We start from the raw sequence: 21,398 nt of genomic DNA, 5'->3' as shown, positions 1-21,398 counted from the left end.
TCAGCCCCTCGTCGTCTCTTGACGTTCGCCCTCCGGCAGCGTCTCCCGCACCGGCAACCACGCGAGGGCCGCGAGCAGCATCAGCGCCCCGGACACCCCGAACGCCCAGCCGAACCCGGCGGAGTCCGCCAGCGCGCCGGCGAGAACGGGTCCGAGGATCTGCCCGGCGTCCGCGCACATCTGGTAGCGGGAGAGCACCTTGCCGCCGGCGCGGTCCGGGCCGATCACGTCCGCCACGGCCGCCTGCTGGCCCGGGTTGAGGGTTCCGGAGCCCACCCCGGAGAGCAGCGACAGCACCGCGAACGCCACCACGGAGGTGCTCAGGCCCACCCCGATGGTCGCGAGTCCGCACACGAGCAGCCCGGTGAGCACCAGGGGCTTGCGCCCGAGCCGGTCGGTGAGCCGTCCGGTCACGGTCAGCGCGGCGGCGTTGCCCACCGCGAACAGCGCCAGGGCCAGCCCGGCCACGGCGGGACCCTCACCCACCACCTGCGCGGCGAGCAGCGGGACCAGGGCCACGCGCACGCCCATGGCGGTCCACCCCGAGGAGAAGCTGGAGGCGAGTGCGGCGCGGTACGCCCCGGCGTCGAGCGCGTCACGGACCCGCATGGGCGGCTGGGCGGAGCCCGCGCGACCGGCTCCGAGCGTCTCGTCCTTCAGGCGCAGCCACACCACGAGGACCGCCACGAACAGGGCGCCCGCGTAGATCAGGAAGGGGGCGTGCATCCCCAGTCCGGCCAGGAGGCCGCCGAGCACCGGTCCCAGGATCCCGCCCAGGAGGAACGCCGTGGCGTAGTACCCGGAGACCCGCCCCCGCATGGTGGGCGGTGCGAGCCGCACGATCAGCCCCATCGCGGAGACCGTGAACATGGTGGAGCCGATGCCCCCGAGCCCCCGGAACACGAGCAGCTGCCAGTAGTCCTGGGCGAAGGCCGTGGCCGCCGAGGACAGCGCCACCACGATGAGCCCGATGAGGTAGGTGGGGCGCTCGCCGAGCCGGTTGACCACGCTGCCGCTCGCGGGCGCGAACACCAGGCGGCACAGCGCGAAGGCGCTGATCACGGCGGAGGAGGCGGCCACGCCCACGCCGAAGCTCGCGGCGAACTGGGGCAGCACGGGCGCCACGAGGCCGTAGCCCAGGGCGATCACGAACGCCGCGGCGATCAGGACCTTGATGGGCTCGGGGACCGTCTGCGCGTGAGGTGCGCGGGCGGCGTCGTCGTGGGAGGGGGTTTCGGGGCGGGACACGCCTGGCAGTTTATGGGAGATTGGACGGGTGATGACTCCTGAACTGATGTGGATACTGATTGCCGCGGCGGTGGTGGTCGTGCTCGTGGTCGCGGGTGTGCTGCTGCTGCGCCGGCCCAAGGCGCCGCGGGGCGGGTACGCGGACACCCGGGACCTGGACGACATCCCGGAGGTCTCCGGGGACACCGCGCTCGAGGACCGTCCGGTCAGCACCCTGGAGCGCCCCGAGTCCGCGCGCGGGCGCCTGGCCCGGCTGCGGGGCCGCCTCGCCAAGTCCAACTCGATGCTCGGCAAGGGCCTGCTGGTGCTGCTGTCGCGTGAGCGCATCGACCAGGACACCTGGGACGAGATCGAGGACACCCTGCTGATGGCGGACCTCGGCACGGAGGCCTCGCTGGAGCTCGTGGAGAACCTGAAGAAGCGCGTGCGCGTGGAGGGCACCAGGGATCCGGCCGAGCTGAAGTCCCTGCTGCGCGAGGAGATGCTCGCGCTCGTGGACCCCACCCTGGACCGTTCGGTGCGCACGCAGGCCACCCCGGGCAAGCCCGCCGTGGTGCTCGTGGTGGGCGTGAACGGCGTGGGCAAGACCACCACGGTGGGCAAGCTCGCGCGCGTGCTCGTGGCCGAGGACAAGGACGTGCTGCTCGGCGCCGCGGACACGTTCCGCGCCGCCGCGGCGGACCAGCTCGAGACCTGGGGGGCGCGGGTGGGCGTGCCCACGGTGCGCTCCGAGCAGGAGGGCGCGGACCCGGCGTCGGTCGCGTACGACGCCGTCAAGGCCGGGATCGAGCAGGAGGCGGACGTGGTCCTCGTGGACACCGCCGGTCGGCTGCAGAACAAGGCCGGGCTGATGGACCAGCTGGGCAAGGTCAAGCGCGTGATCGAGAAGGCCGCCGCCGTGGACGAGGTGCTGCTCGTCATCGACGCCACCACGGGCCAGAACGGCATGACCCAGGCGCGGGTCTTCGCCGAGGCCGTGGACATTACGGGCATCGTGCTCACCAAGCTGGACGGCACCGCCAAGGGCGGGATCGTGGTGGCCATCCAGCGCGGGCTCGGCGTGCCCGTCAAGCTGATCGGCCTGGGGGAGGGCCCCGACGACCTCGCCCCCTTCGACGCCGAGCAGTTCGTGGACGCGATCATCGACTGACACCCGCCACGCGTCCGACGGCGCCCGCTCCCGCACCCGGGGGCGGGCGCCGTTCCCGTTCCCGGCCGGAGTTAACGCACCCGTCACACGGGCCCGGCAGATGAAACACGTCCGTCACGAATGCGCGGCCCCGCCGGTAACACCCGCCCCGTTGACTGGGGAGCACGCGGCGCAAGGGATGCGCCGGACGACGACGAGGGACAGGGGTGATCCGGGTGGAGCTGACCGCCGGACACGTGTGGACCGTGGTGGCGGCGGGGCTGGTGCTGTTCATGACCCCCGGCCTCGCACTGTTCTACGGGGGCATGACCCGCGCCAAGGGTGTGCTGAACATGATGATGATGAGCTTCGTGGCGCTCGGTGTGGTGGGGGTCGTGTGGGTGCTGTGGGGCGCCTCGATGCTCAGCGGGGACCCGGTGCTGGGGGGTGTCACCGCCAATCCCTTCGCCCACGCGGGGCTGCACGGGCTGCTGGGCACGGAGGACCTGCTGAGCTCGGACTTCTCCGTGACATTCGCGATCATCACCGTGGCGCTGATTTCCGGTGCCATCGCGGACCGCACCCGCTTCGGCACGTGGGTGGCGTTCACCCTCGTGTGGGTCACCCTGGTCTACTTCCCGCTGGCGTACATGGTGTGGGGCGACGGCCTGTTCTCGGAGAACGGTGCGCTGGGGAAGGTCTTCGGTGAGCCCATCGACTTCGCGGGTGGTCTGGCGGTGCACATCAACGCCGGTGTGGCCGCGCTGGTGCTCATCCTGCTCATCGGCGCCCGCCGCGGGTTCGGCCAGGACTCCGGCCAGCGCCCCCACAACCTGCCGCTCGTGATGCTCGGCTCCGCCATCCTCTGGTTCGGCTGGTTCGGCTTCAACGCCGGGGCCGCCACCACGGTGGAGCAGGCCGCGCTGATCTGGACCAACACCCTCGTGGCCCCGGCCGCGGCGATGCTTGCTTGGCTGCTGACCGAGCGCATCCGGGACGGGCACGCGACGTCGCTGGGCGCGGCGTCGGGCCTCGTCGCGGGTCTGGTGGCCATCACCCCGGCGTGCGCGAACGTGACACCCGTGGGAGCGATCGTGCTCTCCGCGGTGGCGGGCGTGTGCTCCGCGCTCGCGGTCGGGTTCAAGTACCGCATCCACCTGGACGACTCGCTGGACGTGTGCGGCGTGCACCTGGTCTCCGGGCTGGTGGGCACCGTGGCGCTGGGGTTCCTGGCCATCCCGTCCGAGGGCCGCGCCGGGGTCCTCTACGGTGGCGGGTGGTCCCTCCTGGGCACCCAGCTCGCCGCCACGGTCTTCGTGGTCCTCTACACGGGGGTGCTGACCCTGGTGATCGGGCTGGTGCTCAAGGCCACCATGGGGCTGCGGATCACCCGGCGGGACGAGGTCATCGGCGTGGACCTCACCCAGCACGCCGAGTCGGCCTACTCCCTGAAGGACGAGGCCACGGGCTACTTCGCGGGCCACGCCCCGCAGCGGCCCCTGCCCGGCACCGCCGAGGCACCCGTTCCCGTCACGAAAGGACACGACCAGTGAAACTCGTCACCGCAGTGGTGCGACCCGAGAAGTTCAGCGACGTCAAGGACGCCCTGGAGACCCACGGCGTGCAGGGCATGACCGTGCTGACCGTCCACGGCTACGGCCGCCAGCGCGGGCACCGGGAGGTCTACCGCGGTGCGGAGTACACCGTGGACCTGCTGGAGAAGGTGCGCATCGAGACGGTCGTGGAGGACCACCAGGCCCAGGATGTCGTGGCCGTGGTCGTCGAGGCCGCACGCACCGGTGAGCCCGGGGACGGGAAGGTGTGGATCACCCCCGTGGAGTCCGCGGTGCGCGTGAGCACGGGGGAGCGGGACGGCGTCGCGCTGTGACCCCCGCGGGGCCCGGTCCACCCCGCCCGGGGTGAGCCGGGCCCCGGCATCGCTTGCTAACCTGGGACACTGAATTCACCCGTCGTCCGACGAAAGCAGCGACCACCCCGTGTTCAATTCACTGTCCGACCGGCTCACAGCGACCTTCAAGAACCTGCGCGGCAAGGGCAGGCTCTCGGAGGCGGACGTCGACGCCACCGTGCGCGAGATCCGCAGGGCCCTGCTCGAGGCGGACGTCGCCGTGCCCGTGGTCCGGGAGTTCACGGCCGTCATCAAGGAGCGCGCGCTCGGCGCGGAGGTCTCCGAGGCGCTGAACCCGGGCCAGCAGGTCGTGAAGATCGTCAACGAGGAGCTGCAGAACATCCTCGGCGGGGAGACCCGGCGGATCAACCTGGCCAAGACCGGGCCCACGGTCATCATGCTCGCGGGCCTGCAGGGTGCGGGCAAGACCACCCTGGCGGGCAAGCTCGGCAAGTGGCTCACGGACCAGGGCCACAAGCCCGTCCTGGTGGCCTCCGACCTCCAGCGCCCCAACGCCGTGACCCAGCTGCAGGTGGTGGGCCGCCGCGCCGGTGTGCCCGTCTTCGCGCCGGAGCCCGGTGCCACCTCCGAGTTCGACGACCCCACGGGCGATCCCGTGAAGGTGGCGCGGGACGGCGTGGACTACGCCCGCTCCAAGCTGCACGACGTGGTGATCGTGGACACCGCCGGACGCCTGGGCATCGACCAGGCCCTGATGAACCAGGCCCGGGACATCCGCGACGCGGTGGACCCGGACGAGGTCCTGTTCGTGATCGACGCGATGATCGGCCAGGACGCCGTGAACACCGCCAAGGCGTTCGACGAGGGCGTGGACTTCACCGGCGTGGTGCTCTCCAAGCTCGACGGCGACGCCCGCGGCGGTGCCGCCCTGTCCGTGCGCGCGGTGACCGGCAAGCCCATCATGTTCGCCTCCACCGGCGAGGGTGTGGACGACTTCGAGCAGTTCCACCCCGACCGCATGGCCTCGCGCATCCTGGACATGGGCGACGTCCTCACGCTCATCGAGCAGGCCGAGCGGCAGTGGGACAAGACCGAGGCCGAGCGGATGGCCAAGAAGTTCACCGACCAGGAGGACTTCACCTTCGAGGACTTCCTGGCGCAGATGCAGCAGCTGCGCAAGATGGGCTCCATGAAGAAGATGCTCGCCATGATGCCCGGTGCCGCCGGGATGCGGGAGCAGCTGGAGAACTTCGACGAGCGGGAGATCGACCGCGTGGAGGCCATCGTGCGCTCCATGACCCCGCACGAGCGCGTGGCCCCGAAGATCATCAACGGCTCCCGTCGCGCGCGCATCGCCCGCGGCTCGGGCGTCTCGGTGTCCGAGGTCAACCAGCTCATGGAGCGTTTCGCCCAGGCCCAGAAGATGATGAAGCGCCTGGCGCAGGGCAAGGGTGTGCCGGGCATGCCCGGAGGCATCCCCGGGATGGGCGGCGCCGGTGGCGGCGCGTCCAAGAAGGGCAAGGCCAAGAAGAAGGGCTCCCGCTCCGGCAACCCGGCCAAGCGCGCGCAGGAGCAGGCCGCGCTCGCCGCCGGGCAGAAGCCGGCCGCGAAGGGCAGCGCGTTCGGCGCCCAGGAGACGGACCTGGACGTCGAGTCGCTGAACCTGCCCAAGGGTTTCGAGAAGTTCCTCGGAAAGTAGGCGATCATGGGTTCATACCTCCCCGACGACGAGCTGCGCGAGTTCATCGCCACGCTGCCCACCCGGCGGCTGGCCTCCGCGGCGGTGATCCGCGACGAGAACGGGCGTGTGCTCGCGGTGGAGCCCAACTACAAGGACGGCTGGACCCTGCCCGGCGGCACCGTGGAGGCGGGGGAGGACCCCCGCACCGGCTGCTTCCGCGAGGTCGTGGAGGAGGTGGGTCTGCACCTGCCGGAGGGACGTCTGATCGCCGTGAGCCACGGGCTGGGCATGGGCATGTGGGGAGACTCCGTGTCCTTCCTCTACGACGGCGGCACGATCCCGGCGGACACCCCCATCACCGTGCAGGAGGAGGAGCTGCTCTCCTACCGGTGGGTGGCCCCCGAGGAGCTGGAGACCGTCATGAACCACTCCATGGCCGAGCACATCCGCGCGGCCGTGGCCGCTCTGGAGTCCGGCTCCGTGGTGGAACGGGTGCTCCATGGGGGGTCCCGCGCATGAGCGAGCTGCCGGCACCGCGCTCCGTGGTGCTCGTCCGCGCGGACGCACCGCAGCTGCCCTTCGTCGCCACAGCGCTCGGCACGGGCTTCACCGCCGTGGCCCGCGAGGGCTGGTCCACCGTGGTCCTGCCCGAGGGCACGGACCCCGCCGCGCTCGCGGCCGCCGGGGACCCGCGCAGCATCGCGGTGGAGCTCTACTCGGACGGCAGCGCCCGCAGCCTGCGGGTCTACCCGCCCGTCGCCTCCCTGGACGGGGGCAGGGACTGGGGCGAGCAGTTCGCGGAGCTCGCACGGAGCACCACGCTGCACTGGGCCCCGGTCCACGAGGGCTCCGTGGCCGAGCTGGTGGCGGAGTCTTCCGACCTCACCCCGGCGGCGCCGGCGGAGGGCGACGCCGCGGCGTCGGCTCCCGCGGCCCAGGCGCCCGCCGCGGTCGGGACCGAGGGTGCCGACGCCGCGACGGAGGCCGCGGTCGCCTCGATCGCGTCGCTGTGCGACCTGGACCCGGCGGCCGCCGCCCGGCTCGAGAACTACGCCCGCTCCGCGAGCTCGGCGCTGCTGCTGGAGTCCGTGGTCCAGCTGCTGGGGCTGCCGCCCGTGGCGGCGAAGATCGTGGAGGGGCAGCGGGAGCTGTCCGAGCTCGACGGCGTGGCGGAGTTCACCCCGCGCCCCACGGGCCTGTCCCTGCTGGACTCGGCGAGCGTGGAGCCGAGCGGCACGGACGTGCTCTCCCGCATCCAGCGCGCGTACGTCCGCCGCCCGTCCCTGCTGCTGGCCGTGGGCGGTGCGGAACTGGCACTGGGTGCAGGCCTCGCCGGGCTCGCCGCGCGCGGGGGCAGGGGAGCGAGGCTCCTCGGCTCAGCATCTGCGCTGATGCTCTCCGACGCCGCGGTGCAGGCGGCACTGTGGGCCTCCGTCCGCGCCCGCCGCAGCCGCTGAGGCCACCCGCCGCGCCCCGGGCCGCGCTGTTTGACAGCTGTGGCACAATGGAGGGGTACTCGAGCCGTGCGGACCCTCTCACCGTGCGTGTCCTCGTGTCCACAGGAAACCCACGTGCTGCCCGCCCCACGGGCTGGTGTGTGCGGTGACCGATTCCATTCGAAACAGGAGTAACCACACAAGTGGCAGTCAAGATTCGTCTCAAGCGTATGGGCAAGATCCGCGATCCCCGCTACCGCGTGGTGGTCGTGGACTCCCGCAAGAAGCGCGACGGTCGCGTGATCGAAGAGGTCGGGGTCTACCAGCCCACCGAGCACCCCTCGTACATCAACCTGGTCTCCGACCGCGTGCAGTACTGGCTCGGCGTGGGCGCACAGCCCTCCGAGGCCGTGCTGGCTCTCATGAAGATCACCGGTGACTGGCAGAAGTTCAAGGGTGAGCCGGGCGCCGAGGGCACCCTGAAGCAGCCCGAGGCCAAGAAGGAGTTCGTGGCTCCGGACAACGGCTCCGTGATCATCCCCGAGGCCATCACCCCCAAGACCGAGAAGGTCGAGGAGGCTCCTGCCGAGGACGCCGCTCCCGCTGAGGACGCCGAGAAGGCGGAGTGAGCATGCTCGCCGAAGCCCTCGAGCACCTCGTCCGCGGCATCGTGGACAACCCCGAGGACGTCTCGGTGCGTTCCCGCGACAACCGTCGCGGGGAGACGCTCGACGTGCGCGTGCACCCGGATGACCTGGGTCGCGTGATCGGACGCTCGGGACGCACGGCCAAGGCCCTGCGCACCGTGGTCTCGGCACTGGCTTCCGGCGAGAACGTCCGCGTGGACGTGGTCGACACCGACCGGCGTCGCTGAGCGGACACCGCAGCGCACACGGCCCCCGTTCCTCCCCGGTGAGGAACGGGGGCCGTGTGCGTCCGGGGCGGCCCCCGGTCACGGGCCGCGAGCAGCCAGACACTACGAAGGACCTCGAGGAGATGCCATGAGCGTTCGGGTCGCCCGAATCGGCAAGCCGCACGGTGTGCGGGGTGAAGTGACCGTGGAGCTGTTCACGGACGATCCGCAGGCGCGGTTCGCCCCCGGCTCCGTGCTGAGTGTGCACCCGGGTCGCGGACCGGCGCAGACCCCCGGACAGGGCTCGCGCCCCGAGCCGCTGCGGCTGGACTCCCTCACGGTCGTGGGGGCGCGCTGGAACAAGTCCGTGCTCGTGGCGCGCTTCGAGGAGCTCACGGACCGCAACACTGCGGAGGCCGCCCGAGGCGCGGAGCTGTTCGCGGAGGTGGCGGACCTGCCGCTCGACGACGACGAGTGGCACCAGGACGACCTGCTGGGGCTCACCGCCGTGGACCTCACCCGTGGTGAGGCGCGGATCGGCACGGTGAAGGCGCTCATCCAGGGCCGGGCCCAGGACCTGCTGGAGCTCACGCCCGAGGGCGGCGGTCAGCCGCTGCTCATCCCGTTCGTGGAGGAGATCGTGCCGGAGGTGGACCTGGAGCGCGGCCTCGTGCTGGTCACCCCGCCCCCCGGGCTCCTCGAGCTGCGCGAGGACTCCTGAGCCGTGCGCATCGACGTCCTGAGCATCTTCCCCGAGTACCTCGAGCCGCTGCGGCTGTCCCTGATCGGCAAGGCCGTCACGGACGGACTGCTCCAGCTGCAGGTCACCGACCCGCGCGCCTTCGCCACGGACCGGCACCGCACCGTGGACGACACCCCCTACGGGGGCGGCGCGGGCATGGTCATGAAGCCCGAGCCCTGGGCGCAGGCCCTGGAGTCCGTGGTGCGCGCCGGCGCCGTCGACACCGCGTCACCCGAGAGCGGGGCGGGCGGCAGCACTGCCGCGTCCGCCGTCCCCGCGGACCGGACTCCCGCGGACGACGCCGCCCGTGCCCTCCCGGAGGCGGGCGCGGCACCCGGGCCCGCGGCGTCGTCGCGACCTGTGCTCGTGGTGCCGTCCCCGGCGGGGGAGGTGTTCACGCAGGAGGTGGCCTACGAGCTGGCGGCCGAGGAGCACCTGGTCTTCGCGTGCGGGCGCTACGAGGGGATCGACGAGCGCTTCGTGGACTGGGCCCGGAACGAGGTGCGCGTGCGCCCGCTGAGCCTGGGGGACTACGTGCTCAACGGCGGGGAGGTGGCGGTGCTCGCCATGGTCGAGGCCGTCACCCGGCTGATCCCGGGGGTGATAGGAAACCCCGAGTCGCTCGCCGAGGAGTCGCACACGGGGGGTCTGCTCGAGTACCCCGTGTACACCAAGCCCGCCGTGTGGCGGGACCGCGAGGTTCCCGAGACCCTGCTCTCCGGGCACCACGGACGGATCGCGCGGTGGCGGCGGGACCAGCAGCTCACGCGCACGGCGCGCCGCCGCCCCGACATGGTCCTGACCCTGGATCCCCGCACCCTGGACCGCGCGGACCTGGCCGTGCTGGCCGCGGAGGGCTTCCACCCCGACGGGCAGTCCTGGCACCGCGCCTCCGCCCCGGACAGCGCCGGAGGGACCGCCGATATGGCATAATGAACGGCTGTGTGTGCGTCGGGCACGCCCCTGCCGCAGGGGGGAGAGCGACCAACGGCGCACCACCCGGGACGGCCACCACATGATCCGCCCCGGACCCTGGAGCGTCGGCACCCCCGAGCGGGGTGGCGCGCGAACCACACGTGAGAGACCTGCGGCGATCACGAGGAGTCACATCATGAACATTCTCGACCAGCTCGATGCCAAGTCCCTGCGGGACGACGTCCCCGACTTCCGCCCCGGCGACACCCTCAACGTGCACGTGAACATCGTGGAGGGCAACCGCTCCCGTGTCCAGGTGTTCAAGGGCTTCGTCATGGGCCGTCAGGGCTCCGGCGTCCGCGAGACCTTCACGGTCCGCAAGGTCAGCTTCGGCGTGGGCGTGGAGCGCACCTTCCCGGTGCACTCCCCGATCATCGACAAGATCGAGCTCGTGAGCCGCGGCGACGTCCGCCGCGCGAAGCTGTACTACATGCGCGACCGTCACGGCAAGGCTGCTCGCATCCGCGAGAAGCGCGAGTCGAGCGCATCGGGCAAGAGCAAGTAAGACTCACCGGGTGCCACAGCACACGGAACACGCGGAGGGCCCGGCAGCTGCCGGGTCCTCCGCCGTGAGAAGGCCCGTTTCCACCCGCCGCTGGTGGGTTCGGGTGGTGGCAGTCGCCCTGCTCGCGGCACTCGTGCTCACGGTCCTGGTCCGCGGACTCGTCCTGGACGTGTACTGGGTGGGCTCCGGCTCCATGGAGCCCACGCTCGAGGGCGGGGACCGTGTCCTGGTGGACAAGCTCGCCCCGCAGGACCGCCTGCGGCGCGGCGAGCTCGTGGTCTTCGACGGCCGCGGCTCCCTGGACCCGTTGCACTCCACCGATCCCTGGTACCGGCAGGCGCTGCACACGCTCGGGCGCTGGACGGGCCTGGCCGGTTCGGACACCGCCTACGTCAAGCGGGTCGTGGCCGTGGCGGGGGACGACGTCTCCTGCTGCACCTCCGACGGTCTGCTCACGGTCAACGGTCAGCCCCAGCACGAGGAGTACGTCTACCCTGGTGATGCGCCGTCGGACATCCCGTTCACGGTGCACGTGCCCGAGGGGCGCGTGTGGCTCATGGGAGACCACCGCAGCGTCTCCGTGGACTCGCGTTCGCTGCTCGGGGGTCCGGGTGGCGGCCTGATCCGCACGGATCGCATCGTGGGCACCGCCGAGCGCATCGTGTGGCCCCTGGACCGGGCCCGGTCCCTCCAGGGCTGACGGTCCCCACCGGTTCGCCGGTTTCGTCGGGAGAGAGAAGAGGAACGCGCAGTGGCTGAGCAGCACGGAGCGGGCGCCCCAGGCGCCCCGGGCACGGACGGCACCTCCGGCGGGCGGTCGTCCGCGGGCCAGGACACCCGGGAACCGGGACGCGCCCGGCGCGGCCGCGGCCGCAGGACCTCCCGCTCCTCGGGCGGCTGGGGTGCCATCCGCGAGATCGCGGTCGTGGTGGTGCTCGCGCTGCTCATCGCGTTCGTCGCCAAGACCTTCCTGGTCCGCGGCTACTACATCCCCTCCGGCTCCATGGAGCAGACCCTGGAGCTCGACGACCGGATCTTCGTGAACGTCCTGGGTGCCCGCACGGGACACATCGACCGCGGTGACATCGTGGTCTTCGACGACACCCAGGGGTGGCTGCCGGAGGCCCCCGCCACACGCGCCAACCCCGTGCGGCAGGGCCTGGAGTTCGTGGGGCTCCTCCCGGACAGCAGCCAGCAGGCTCTCGTGAAACGCGTCATCGGTGTGGGCGGGGACCACGTGGCGTGCTGCAGCCCCGCCGGGAAGGTCACGGTGAACGGCAAGGAGCTCGACGAGCCGTACCTCTACCCGGGCGCGGCGCCCTCCGACTTCCCCTTCGACGTGACCGTGCCCGAGGGCAAGTTCTTCGTCATGGGCGACCACCGCAACGCCTCGGCGGACTCCCGCTACCACATCGGCACCGGCACCGAGTTCGTCAGCGAGGACGACGTGGTGGGAACCGCGTTCGTGACCGCCTGGCCGCTGAGTCGCTTCCACTGGATCCACAACCCCGAGGACGTCTTCCGGAGCGTTCCCGCCCCCAGCGGCTCGTGAGCTCCGTCCGCGCCGCGGCACCGGATCTCCGCCTGGAGACCGAGCTGGCCCGCAACGGTGCGCGCCTCGTCGCCGGGATGGACGAGGTGGGCCGCGGGGCCCTGGCGGGCCCGGCGAGCGTGGGAGTGGTGGTGCTCGACGTTCCTGCACTGCTCGGAGCCCGCCCCTCGGCGGAACCCCCGAACTCACCCGCCCTCGAGGGCAGAGTCACCGCCGCCGGGGCTTCCACCTCGGCGGCGAGTGTGTCCGAGGCCGCGGCGCGGACGACGCCGCCGGGCCTTCCCGCGGCCTCTGCGCCCCGAGGGCTGTCGGCAGCATCCACCACGGGCGGGCGGCGCTCGGCACGGAGTCCGCGGGCGGCGTCGTCGCCGTGGGACGGTGTACGGGACTCGAAGGCACTGAGCCCCGCGCGGCGCGAAGCCCTCGCCGCTGCAATTCCCGGGTGGACGGCGGCCACCGCCGTCGGCCACGCCGCCCCCGGGGAGATCGACGCCCTCGGAATCACCGCCGCGCTGCGCCTGGCGGGACTGCGCGCACTGGCGGGCGTGCGGCGGCAGGGCGTGCCCGTGGATGCGCTGATCCTCGACGGCTCGCACAACTGGCTCGCGGCGGCACCCGTGCTGGGCCAGGAGGCGGACCCCACCGAGCTGCCGCCAGTGGTGCGCACGCTGGTGAAGGCGGACGCGCAGTGCGTCAGCGTGGCGGCGGCGTCGATCCTCGCGAAGGTGGAGCGTGACGCGCTGATGACAGACCTCGCGCGTGACCACCCGCAGTACGCCTGGGAGGCCAACAAGGGGTACGGCAGCGCCACCCACCGTGACGCCCTGCTGGTCCACGGGGCCACGGAGCACCACCGGCGCAGCTGGAACCTCGGACCGGGCGTGGTCTGAGCCACCGGCGCCTCGGTCGACGGGAGCGGGCACCGCCTCGACACCCCTGGAGCCGGGGGAGGCCCGACCTCTCGGGTGCGCGGCATCCGCACTGCACATGTGGTCGGGACGGCGGGACCCGAGCGGCCCGGAGACCACAGTGGGTCCATGAGCGCACCCACCACACCCCGTGGCAACCCGTCTCCGGCCGCCCGCACTGCATCGGAACGCGTGAGCGTGGGCCGCGCGGGGGAGGAGCTGATCGCGCAGCTGCTGGATCGCTCCGGCTGGACGGTCCGGGACCGCAACTGGCGCCCGGCCCGTGGGCGGAACGCGCCGCGCGGCGAGCTCGACATCGTGGCCGAGCGGCAGGGCCGGGTGACGGTGTTCGAGGTCAAGACACGCTCCGGCAGCGACCACGGACACCCCTTCGAGGCCGTGGGCCCGGAGAAGCTGCGGCGGCTCCACCTGCTGGCGGGTGCGTGGGCGCGGGAGCACCACGAGGACCGCGTGCCTGGCGTGGACGTGGTGGCTGTGCACTGGCCCCGCGGCCGTTCGCCCCGTGTGGAGCACGTGGGGTCCCTCGGGTGGCCGTGAGGTGCGGCCCCCGGCCCTGCTGCTCAGCGGGTGCGTCGCTGGGATGCAGTGCGACCACCGGAGCACTCGTCCGTGACCGGGACCTCTCGCCACGGGGGGCTCATGTTGCGCACCGCGGTGACATGATTGGGATTTTGCCCGATGTCGTGCCACGGTGTTTTGCGAGCGGTCCACCGTGGCCGGTGAACGGGGGATCACATGGAGTCCGGGGCGTTGTCATCGCGCGTGCTGTCTGTCACCGCACTGTCGGTGGCCGCAGTCGCGTGCCTGGTGGGGTGCTCGCACGAGTCCTCCGGGCCGGAAGTGTCGCCCTCCGTGAGTGCATCCAGTGCCTCCTCCCGGGAGAGCCTGCACCCCGGAACCTTCCACGCCGACCTGCCCAACGGGGCCACCGTGGCCGTCACCGTGCCCGCGACCCGCATTCCCGACGACTCCCTGGAGCGTCTGCGTCAGGACGCCCGGGTCCCGCGGGCCACCTATGCCACCGTTGACATCGACAACAGCCACGGACAGTCACCCGTGTCCGTGAGCCGACTCGTCCTCACGGCTCGGGACGGCGCCACCTACCAGCTCGAGCACCCTGCCCGCGCGCTCAAACGGTGGTACCCGCGCGCGTCCGGGGACACCCACCGCGCCAAGGACGGCACCTCCCTGGATGCCCGCACCGCGCAGGACCTCGTCCGCCGTCTCGACGACGCCGCGAGCCGGGCCGTGGGCGACATCGCCGTGGGGGAGAAGGGCCGCAACATCCTCATCGGGGACATCTCCGCCGTTCCGCGGGACTTCGCGAGCCTGGAGATCGTCCCGCTCATCGGGGACCGGGAGGTCGCACCGGTCCAGGTGCACCCCCGGGAGGCCGAGGACTCCGCCTCGGGCTCTGGTTCCCCGGACGCCTCGGAGCGCGACGGCACCGGGGGGTCCGGTGCCGGTGCGACCCCGGCACCGGGGCAGGAGGTGCCCCCGGACAATCCCCTCCCGGGCGAGGACCCGCAGCCCTCCACGAGTCCTACCCCCACGTCCCCCGCTCGGCCCGAGGACCCCGTGGCACCCAAACCGGTCGTTCCCGAGCCGGTGGTGCCGGACCCCGTGGTCCCGCAGCCCGTGGTGCCGGATCCGGTCGTTCTGGACCCGGTGGTTCCGGATCCGTCAGTCCCGCGTGAGGCAGACCCGGCCCCCGCGGCCCCAGGGGTGGCGGCCCTCGGGTCTGCCGTCACGGCTCCGTCCGTGGCGAGACCCGCCGCGGAGTCCGATGACGAGCCCGTGCCCACAGCATCGCCGACCGCCCCGTAGCTCCTCCACCCCGGGCGTCTCGACGTTCCCCTCGTTGGTACTGCGTCGGTGGGCTTCACCGTTGCAGCCGCGCTGATCCAGTGCCCGTGTGCGCAGCCACGGTGGCGTTGCGGTGCGGATCGGGTCACTCCAGGCTCCAGCCCGTGGGCCCCCGCGGCGACCGATCTGCACATCCGTGGCAGCGTCTCGCCCGTTCGGCCCTGCCGGGGGGACGGTGGGGCCATGACTTCCACCATCTCCAGTCCGAACGCGACACGGCCATCCGCCCCGACAGCAGCGGGTGGTGAGCGGTGAGCGGCTTCGCCCGCAGCCGCAGCATTGCACTGGTGGGCCTCGAGGGGCACGTGGTGGACGTGGAGGCGGACATCGGCCAGTCCCTGCCCGGGTTCACGATCATCGGGCTGCCGGACCAGGCGGTCAACGAGTCCAGGGAGCGCATCCGTTCCGCGGCCCGTCACGCGGGAGCGCCCCTGCCGCCCCAGAAGATCACGGTCAACCTGTCGCCCGCCACCCTCCCCAAGCGCGGCTCGCACTTCGACGTCGCGGTGGTCATGGCGGTCCTGGGAGCCCGCGGCATCGTACGGGTCCCGCGGGACACCGTGTTCTACGGCGAGCTCGGCCTGGACGGCTCACTGCGCCCGGTGCGCGGGGTCCTGCCCGCCGTGCTCGCGGCCGTGCGGGCGGGTTTTCCCCGGGTCGTGGTGGCAGGAGCGGACCGGGCGGAGGCGGAGCTCGTGGCGGGTGCCTCGGTGAGTTCTGCGGAGCACCTGGCGCAGCTGCTCGTGGAGTTCGGTGCGGATCCCGCCCTGCTGGGCCACGTTCCCGCGCGGCCCCCGGTGGACCGCGCGGGGATTGGGTCCGCGGGGGAGAACCGTCCCGCGGACGGCCCTGCACCCGACCTGCGGGAGGTGGTCGGGCAGGTGGAGGGACGCCAGGCACTCGAGATCGCAGCCGCCGGCGGGCACCACCTGCTCATGGTGGGCCCGCCGGGCGCGGGCAAGACGATGCTCGCGGAGCGGCTGCCGGGCCTGCTCCCGGACCTGGGGGACGAGGAGTCCCTGGAGGCCACCTCCGTCCACTCCCTGCGCGGCGACGGCGCCGGGTCCGTGCTGCTGCGCCGCCCCCCGTTCCAGGCACCGCACCACAGCATCACCATGCCGGCGCTGTGCGGCGGCGGGAGCGGGATGCCCCGACCCGGTGCCATCTCACTCGCGCACCACGGGGTGCTCTTCCTGGACGAGGCACCGGAGTTCGACCGCCGGGTGCTGGATGCCCTGCGGCAACCCCTCGAGTCCGGCACCGTGACCATCGCCCGTGCGCAGTCGGTGGCCCACTACCCGGCGCGCTTCCAGCTGGTGCTGGCAGCGAATCCCTGCCCGTGCGGTCACGCCGGTGGCACGGGGCAGGCGTGCAGCTGCACGGGCATCCAGCGGCGTCGCTACTTCAGCAAGCTCTCCGGGCCACTGCTGGACCGGGTGGACCTGCAGCTGCGCGTCCCGGCCGTGACCTACCGGGAGCTGAGCGGCGTGCACGGGGAGCCGCCCGAGGACACCGCCACGGTGGCCCGCCGGGTGTGCGTCGCCCGTGCCGCCCAGCGGGAACGGCTGGGGTCGCTGGGGTGCCGCGTGAACGCGGCGGTTCCCGGTTCTTTGTTGCACAAGCGTCTCTCTCCCGGCGCCCGGGCGGTGGCGCCCCTGAAGTCGGCGATGGAGAACAGGACGCTCACCGCCCGCGGGTTCGTGAAGGTGCTGCGCGTGGCGTGGACGCTCGCGGACCTCGCCGGGGCCACGGTTCCCACGCCCGAGCACGTGCGCCTGGCGCTCTACTTCAAGACCACGGTGACGGCATGAGCGCGCACCACGACGCCCGGGTGCCCCATCCTGGCGGGGAGCCCGGCGCGGCGGATCTCGAGACCGTGCGGGCGTGCCGGGTGCGCCTCGCGCGGCTCATCGAGCCCAGTGACACCGCGGGTCTGCTCCTGCTGCACGGACTGGGTCCCGTGATGCTGTGGCGCAGCATCTGCGAACTGAGTGCACCCACCCCAGCCCTGCGCTCCCTCCTGCGCAAGACCGCCGAGGACCTCTCCCCGGGAACCCGCACACCCGACCTGGACCGGCGCTTCGCCGCATGGCGGGCCCGGCTGCCCGTCCCTGCACCGGAGGTCGAGGCCCGGCACGCACGCAGCCTCGGCGCATGGACCGTCGTTCCAGAGGATTCCGACTGGCCCCCTCAGCTGGCAGACCTCGGGGTGCAGCAGCCCGTCGTGCTGTGGGGGCGTGGCAGGCGGGACGCGCTGGCTCACCTGGGGCAGGGGGTGGCCGTGGTCGGCTCGCGCAACGCGAGTGCCTACGGCTCGGCGGTGACCCGCGACATCGCACGCGAGCTCGTGACGGCCGGGTGGTGCGTGGTCTCCGGGGGTGCCTACGGCATCGACGCCGTGGCGCACGCCGCGGCCCTGGAATCGGATGCGGGGCCCGTCCCCACGGCGGCGGTGCTGGCCGGCGGTGTGGACAGGTTCTACCCTGCGGCCAATGCGGAGCTGCTGGCCACGATCAGTGAACGGGGAGTGGTGCTGAGCGAGGTCCCGCTCGGCTGCGCGCCCACCCGGTACCGCTTCCTGCAGCGCAACCGGATCATCGCCGCACTCACCCGCGCCACCGTGGTCACGGAGGCCGCGTGGCGTTCCGGTGCTCTGAACACGGCCCGGCACGCGGGCGTGCTGTCCCGGGACGTGGCAGCGGTCCCGGGTGACGTGCTCGTCGGGGGATCGGCGGGCTGCCACCGTCTCATCCGGGACGACCACGCCGTGCTCGTGAGCAACGGTGCCGAGGTCCTCGAACTGGTGGAACCCCTCGGCAACGACGCCGCACGGGGACCGTGCAGCGCCGCCGCCCAGGCCGCTCGACGCCCCCAGGACGACCTGGGACCCGCACTGCTGCGGCTGTTCGACGCCCTGCCCCTGCACACCGACGCCGACCCGTCCCAGCTGTGCCGGGTGTCCGGGCTGAGCCCGGGAGAGGTCCTCTCCGGCTTGGTGACCCTGCAGGACCGGGGGCTGGCGGTCGACTCCCTGCTGGGGTGGCGGCGGGTAGGCTCCCAGCATGGGCGAACGATCAGAGGTCATCCCGGCGCGCGCCCCTGACCCCGGGATTCCTGCACCTCCAGCTGCCGGACGCAGTGGGAGCCCCCAGCGCGGCGCGGGCGGTGTCCGAGGGCGGGGCGTCCCTGCCGCCGGGGCCCAGGACCGCCACGCTGCCACGAACGGTGCCCCGAACGGGACCGGGAAGTGGGGCGGCGGGGCGGCGGCGTCGTCGTTCGGCGGCAGCCACGGCGGCGCGGAACGTCCTGACAGTGGTGACGTCGCGCAGGGGGCGGGGGAGCAGACCGGGGAGCCGGCCGGTCCGCTGGACCACCTGCTCCCTCGGTTCCGGGCACACCTGAGCCTGGAGCGCTCCCGGAGCGAGAACACCGTGCGCTCCTACGCCTCGGACGTGGCGGACCTCTCGCGGTGGATGCGGGAGAACGGGATCGAGGCCCCGGACCTTCTGGACCGTGACGCGCTGCGCGGCTGGCTCGCCCAGCGCCACCAGCGCGGACTGGCCCGCAGCTCGGTGTCCCGCGGCATCGCCGCCGTGCACACCTTCTTCCGGTGGGCCGTGGACACCCAGGGCCTGCGCCACGACCCCGCCGCCGGGCTGAGCGGACCCCGCCCAGCCCGGCACCTCCCCGAGATCGTGGGGGCCGGCGCACTCGCCGACATGCTCAACGGCCTCGCGGACCGCGCCCTGGCCGATCATGAGGACGAGCAGGCCGCCGCGCTCGCCGCCCGGGACTGGGCGCTGCTGGAGCTGCTGTACGCCACCGGGGCCCGCATCAGCGAGCTCGTCGGGCTGGACCGGCACCAGGTGGCGGCGGCGGATCACGTCCTCACCGTCACGGGCAAGGGCAACAAGCAGCGCCGTGTGCCCTACGGCGACACCGCGGGAGAGGCACTGGCCCTGTGGGAGCGGCGTCGTCCGGTCCTTGTCTCCCCGTCGGCCGGGGACGCCGTGTTCGTCGGTGCCCGCGGCGCCCGGATCGACCCCCGGGTGGCGCGGCGTGTGGTGGCGCAGGCACTCGAGGGGGTCCCGGACACGAGTGCCCGCGGGCCGCACAGCCTGCGGCACAGCGCTGCCACCCACCTGCTGGACGGGGGAGCGGACCTGCGCAGCGTCCAGGAGCTGCTGGGCCACGCGACGGTCGCGACCACCCAGATCTACACCCACGTGTCCGTGGAACGTCTCAAGCGCGCATACTCCCAGGCGCATCCCCGCGCTTGACATTTGGCGCGCACGTGATCTCGGGTTGACCGCTGGAGGGCCCTCCTGGACAATGAGTGCCGGTGGGCCACCGCCGCGGCCTCGAATCCGCGGTGGACGCACCCACCGCACCACAACCGCATAGCAGCGCCGGGTGACCACCCTGGGCCTTTCGAGCAGGACGTTGGGGAAGACGTACCTACACGACGGAGGAACAGGCTATGTCTTCACCCACCACGCGGGGTGTGCTCTACGTGCACTCGGCACCGCAGGCGCTGTGCCCGCACATCCAGTGGGCCCTGGAATCCGTTTCGCACCGGCGCACGGATCTTCAGTGGACTCCGCAGAACGCGCAGCCCGGTTGCGTGCGCACCGAGCTGGAGTGGTCCGGCCGCCCCGGCACCGGGGCTCTGCTCGCCTCCGCCCTGCGGACCCTGGGCCGGGTGCGCTTCGAGGTCACCGAGAACGCCAGCCAGGGCCACGACGGCTCCCGGTGGTCCTTCACCCCGGACCTGGGGATCTTCCACGCCACCACGGACGCGGCCGGGAACATCTGCGTGAGCGAGGACCGGATCCGCTACGCCTTCGAGGCCTCTGCCGGGGATCCTGCCGCGGTGGTGGCCGAGCTGTCCCTGGCTCTGGGCGAGGCGTGGGACGAGGAGCTGGAACCCTTCCGGCACGCCGCGGAGGGCGCCCCCGTCCGCTGGCTGCACCGCGTGGGCTGACGGCGCCGGGGAACGAAGCCTCCCCGCCGGAGCGCCCGGCCCGAGACAGGTGCCAGCCCGAGCCTTGTCAGAAGCACTCCGAATCCGTTGCGGAGCTGCAGGAGAACCCCGGGAAACCGTCGTGACGGTGTCCCGGGGTTCTTCACCTGCTGGACCGTCGTTGTTCGCCTCCCGTGGCGCAGCGCCACCGGGCACGGCTCACAGCGAGCGGAACGCCGCCACCGAGTTGTGGCCGCCGAAGCCGAACGAGTTGGAGATCGCCACCATGTCCCCGGAGGGCAGCTCGCGGGGAGTGGTCACCACGTCCAGGTCGATCCTGGGATCGTGATTCTCCAGGTTGATGGTGCGCGGCGCCACACGTTCTGTCAGCGCCAGCACCGTCAGCACGCCCTCCACCGCACCGGAGCCACCCAGCAGGTGCCCGGTCATGGACTTGGTGGCGGAGACGGCCATCTCGTCCACGGCGTCCCCGAACGCGGCGCGCATGGCACCGGCCTCGGCGACGTCGCCCACCGGCGTGGACGTGGCGTGCGCGTTGACGTGCTTGATGTCCGAGGGGGCGATGTCACCGGAGACCATGGCCTCGCGCAGGGCGCGGGCGGGGCCGCCGTCGTCCCCGGTGGCCGGAGCCGTGATGTGGTGCGCGTCCGCTGTGAGACCCGCGCCGGCGAGCTCGGCGTAGATGCGCGCGCCGCGGGCACGCGCGTGCTCCTCCGACTCGAGGATCACAGCGCCCGCCCCCTCGCCCATCACGAAGCCGTCGCGGTCCGCGTCGAAGGGACGCGAGGCGCGCTCGGGCTCGTCGTTGCGGCGGGACAGCGCCTGCATGGAGTTGAACGCGGCAATGGTCATGGGGTGGATGGCGCTCTCCGCACCGCCCACGACCACCACGTCCGCCTTGCCGCCGCGGATCAGGGAGAGACCCTGGTAGAACGCCTCGGTTCCGGACGCGCACGCGGACACCGGGGTGATGGCGCACGCGCGGGCCTTGAACTCCATGCTCACGGAGGAGGCGTTGCCGTTGGGCATCAGCATGGGAACGGTCATGGGCTTCACGCGGCGGGGGCCCTTCTCCAGCAGCGTGTCCCAGGCGTCCAGCAGCGTCCAGACGCCGCCGATGCCCGTGCCGAAGGCCACGCCCACGCGGGTGGGGTCCAGCTCGTCGCTGGTGTCGGCGTCACGGCCGGAGAACCCGGCGTCCGTCCACGCCTCGCGGGCCGCGGCCACGGACAGCTGCCCGGAGGGATCCAGACGCTTGGCCTGCACCCGGGACACCACGTCCTCGGAGGGCCTGGGCGACTGGGCGCCGATGCGGACGGGGAGGTCGTACTTCTCCACCCAGTCCTGCGTGAGGGTGTGGACACCCGAGACGCCCGCGAGGGCGCTCTTCCAGGTCTCCTGGACGTTCTCGCCGATGGGCGTGATGGCACCGAGACCGGTGACCACTACTTTGCGGGACATGTTGTGCACTTCCTCGTGTCCGAAATCGCAGGTTCTCCGACGGACGCTGCCGCGCGACCGTCCGGTGTGACGGCGGTGGGGCCCCCCCCCCCCCGGGCGGGGGGCCCCCCCCCCCCCCGCCGCCCCCCGGGGCGGGGGGGGGGGGTTTTTTTGGCGGCGCGCCCGCC

The 21,398-nt window shown here is 72.6% G+C and carries 22 protein-coding genes; 20 read left to right on the top strand and 2 right to left on the bottom strand.

Annotation, left to right across the window (positions count from 1 at the left end):
* Positions 1-1,248: an MFS transporter gene (locus Q4A22_RS03090; protein WP_303177140.1), complete on the bottom strand. Its 1,248-nt coding sequence runs from the start codon at positions 1,246-1,248 to the stop codon at positions 1-3.
* Between the two features lie 31 nt (positions 1,249-1,279).
* On the opposite strand from Q4A22_RS03090, the gene ftsY reads away from it, so the two are divergent.
* The 20 genes from ftsY to Q4A22_RS02990 all read left to right on the top strand — a co-directional run bounded on the left by ftsY (position 1,280) and on the right by Q4A22_RS02990 (position 19,770).
* Entirely contained in the window at positions 1,280-2,398 is a 1,119-nt protein-coding gene (gene ftsY / locus Q4A22_RS03085; RefSeq protein WP_303177138.1) for a signal recognition particle-docking protein FtsY, read from the top strand.
* Between the two features lie 215 nt (positions 2,399-2,613).
* Positions 2,614-3,930: an ammonium transporter gene (locus tag Q4A22_RS03080; protein WP_303177393.1), complete on the top strand. Its 1,317-nt coding sequence runs from the start codon at positions 2,614-2,616 to the stop codon at positions 3,928-3,930.
* Complete coding sequence (locus Q4A22_RS03075) at positions 3,927-4,265, top strand: P-II family nitrogen regulator (protein WP_303177137.1); 339 nt, start codon at positions 3,927-3,929, stop codon at positions 4,263-4,265. Before Q4A22_RS03080 ends, Q4A22_RS03075 begins: the two co-directional genes overlap by 4 nt.
* 109 nt (positions 4,266-4,374) lie before the next feature.
* Positions 4,375-5,946 carry a signal recognition particle protein gene (gene ffh / locus Q4A22_RS03070; protein ID WP_303177136.1) on the top strand — a complete coding sequence of 524 codons (1,572 nt, stop codon included), beginning with the start codon at positions 4,375-4,377 and terminating at the stop codon, positions 5,944-5,946.
* A gap of 6 nt (positions 5,947-5,952) precedes the next feature.
* The gene (locus tag Q4A22_RS03065) at positions 5,953-6,447 is read left to right on the top strand and encodes an NUDIX hydrolase (RefSeq protein WP_303177135.1); all 495 of its coding nucleotides are present in this window, start codon (positions 5,953-5,955) and stop codon (positions 6,445-6,447) included.
* On the top strand, positions 6,444-7,385 hold the full coding sequence (locus tag Q4A22_RS03060) for a hypothetical protein (RefSeq protein WP_303177134.1): 942 nt from the start codon (positions 6,444-6,446) through the stop codon (positions 7,383-7,385). The genes Q4A22_RS03065 and Q4A22_RS03060 overlap by 4 nt, the downstream gene beginning before the upstream one ends.
* A gap of 182 nt (positions 7,386-7,567) precedes the next feature.
* Positions 7,568-7,993: a 30S ribosomal protein S16 gene (gene rpsP / locus Q4A22_RS03055; RefSeq protein ID WP_303177133.1), complete on the top strand. Its 426-nt coding sequence runs from the start codon at positions 7,568-7,570 to the stop codon at positions 7,991-7,993.
* Between the two features lie 2 nt (positions 7,994-7,995).
* Positions 7,996-8,238, top strand: a complete 243-nt coding sequence (locus Q4A22_RS03050) for an RNA-binding protein (protein ID WP_303177131.1) — start codon at positions 7,996-7,998, stop codon at positions 8,236-8,238.
* 127 nt (positions 8,239-8,365) lie between these two features.
* Complete coding sequence (gene rimM, locus Q4A22_RS03045) at positions 8,366-8,938, top strand: ribosome maturation factor RimM (protein ID WP_303177129.1); 573 nt, start codon at positions 8,366-8,368, stop codon at positions 8,936-8,938.
* Between the two features lie 3 nt (positions 8,939-8,941).
* Positions 8,942-9,892: a tRNA (guanosine(37)-N1)-methyltransferase TrmD gene (gene trmD / locus Q4A22_RS03040; protein WP_303177126.1), complete on the top strand. Its 951-nt coding sequence runs from the start codon at positions 8,942-8,944 to the stop codon at positions 9,890-9,892.
* Between the two features lie 178 nt (positions 9,893-10,070).
* Positions 10,071-10,439, top strand: a complete 369-nt coding sequence (gene rplS / locus Q4A22_RS03035) for a 50S ribosomal protein L19 (RefSeq protein ID WP_303177123.1) — start codon at positions 10,071-10,073, stop codon at positions 10,437-10,439.
* A gap of 10 nt (positions 10,440-10,449) precedes the next feature.
* On the top strand, positions 10,450-11,139 hold the full coding sequence (gene lepB, locus Q4A22_RS03030; protein WP_303177121.1) for a signal peptidase I: 690 nt from the start codon (positions 10,450-10,452) through the stop codon (positions 11,137-11,139).
* Positions 11,140-11,190: 51 nt separating this feature from the next.
* A complete protein-coding gene (lepB, locus tag Q4A22_RS03025; RefSeq protein WP_303177119.1) occupies positions 11,191-11,991 on the top strand; it encodes a signal peptidase I in 801 nt (266 codons plus the stop codon).
* Complete coding sequence (locus Q4A22_RS03020; protein ID WP_303177118.1) at positions 11,988-12,881, top strand: ribonuclease HII; 894 nt, start codon at positions 11,988-11,990, stop codon at positions 12,879-12,881. The genes lepB (Q4A22_RS03025) and Q4A22_RS03020 overlap by 4 nt, the downstream gene beginning before the upstream one ends.
* Positions 12,882-13,028: 147 nt before the next feature.
* Entirely contained in the window at positions 13,029-13,457 is a 429-nt protein-coding gene (locus Q4A22_RS03015) for a YraN family protein (RefSeq protein WP_303177116.1), read from the top strand.
* Positions 13,458-13,772: 315 nt separating this feature from the next.
* Positions 13,773-14,747: a hypothetical protein gene (locus tag Q4A22_RS03010; RefSeq protein WP_303177114.1), complete on the top strand. Its 975-nt coding sequence runs from the start codon at positions 13,773-13,775 to the stop codon at positions 14,745-14,747.
* Positions 14,748-15,037: 290 nt separating this feature from the next.
* The gene (locus Q4A22_RS03005; protein WP_303177112.1) at positions 15,038-16,597 is read left to right on the top strand and encodes a YifB family Mg chelatase-like AAA ATPase; all 1,560 of its coding nucleotides are present in this window, start codon (positions 15,038-15,040) and stop codon (positions 16,595-16,597) included.
* Positions 16,594-17,889, top strand: coding sequence for a DNA-processing protein DprA (gene dprA / locus Q4A22_RS03000; RefSeq protein ID WP_303177111.1), 1,296 nt, complete (start codon positions 16,594-16,596; stop codon positions 17,887-17,889). Before Q4A22_RS03005 ends, dprA begins: the two co-directional genes overlap by 4 nt.
* Positions 17,849-19,066, top strand: a complete 1,218-nt coding sequence (locus Q4A22_RS02995) for a tyrosine recombinase XerC (RefSeq protein WP_303177109.1) — start codon at positions 17,849-17,851, stop codon at positions 19,064-19,066. The genes dprA and Q4A22_RS02995 overlap by 41 nt, the downstream gene beginning before the upstream one ends.
* 200 nt (positions 19,067-19,266) lie before the next feature.
* Positions 19,267-19,770, top strand: coding sequence for a DUF3145 domain-containing protein (locus tag Q4A22_RS02990; RefSeq protein WP_303177108.1), 504 nt, complete (start codon positions 19,267-19,269; stop codon positions 19,768-19,770).
* A 198-nt stretch (positions 19,771-19,968) separates the two neighbouring features.
* Here the strand turns inward: Q4A22_RS02990 and Q4A22_RS02985 are convergent, their stop codons facing one another.
* Entirely contained in the window at positions 19,969-21,231 is a 1,263-nt protein-coding gene (locus Q4A22_RS02985; protein WP_303177107.1) for a beta-ketoacyl synthase, read from the bottom strand.
* Positions 21,232-21,398 lie beyond the last annotated feature (167 nt).

It is taken from the genome of Kocuria sp. (assembly GCF_030530945.1).
Taxonomy (GTDB): Bacteria; Actinomycetota; Actinomycetes; order Actinomycetales; family Micrococcaceae; genus Kocuria.
This window is presented reverse-complemented; position numbering and strand designations above follow the sequence as displayed.

Coding starts and splice junctions, on each gene's coding strand:
- rimM (WP_303177129.1), top strand. CDS start 8,366: ATGAGCGTTCGGGTCGCCCGAATCGGCAAGCCGCACGGTGTGCGGGGT.
- Q4A22_RS02985 (WP_303177107.1), bottom strand. CDS start 21,231: ATGTCCCGCAAAGTAGTGGTCACCGGTCTCGGTGCCATCACGCCCATC.
- Q4A22_RS03050 (WP_303177131.1), top strand. CDS start 7,996: ATGCTCGCCGAAGCCCTCGAGCACCTCGTCCGCGGCATCGTGGACAAC.
- Q4A22_RS02995 (WP_303177109.1), top strand. CDS start 17,849: ATGGGCGAACGATCAGAGGTCATCCCGGCGCGCGCCCCTGACCCCGGG.
- Q4A22_RS02990 (WP_303177108.1), top strand. CDS start 19,267: ATGTCTTCACCCACCACGCGGGGTGTGCTCTACGTGCACTCGGCACCG.
- Q4A22_RS03060 (WP_303177134.1), top strand. CDS start 6,444: ATGAGCGAGCTGCCGGCACCGCGCTCCGTGGTGCTCGTCCGCGCGGAC.
- Q4A22_RS03015 (WP_303177116.1), top strand. CDS start 13,029: ATGAGCGCACCCACCACACCCCGTGGCAACCCGTCTCCGGCCGCCCGC.
- Q4A22_RS03065 (WP_303177135.1), top strand. CDS start 5,953: ATGGGTTCATACCTCCCCGACGACGAGCTGCGCGAGTTCATCGCCACG.
- rplS (WP_303177123.1), top strand. CDS start 10,071: ATGAACATTCTCGACCAGCTCGATGCCAAGTCCCTGCGGGACGACGTC.
- ftsY (WP_303177138.1), top strand. CDS start 1,280: ATGACTCCTGAACTGATGTGGATACTGATTGCCGCGGCGGTGGTGGTC.
- dprA (WP_303177111.1), top strand. CDS start 16,594: ATGAGCGCGCACCACGACGCCCGGGTGCCCCATCCTGGCGGGGAGCCC.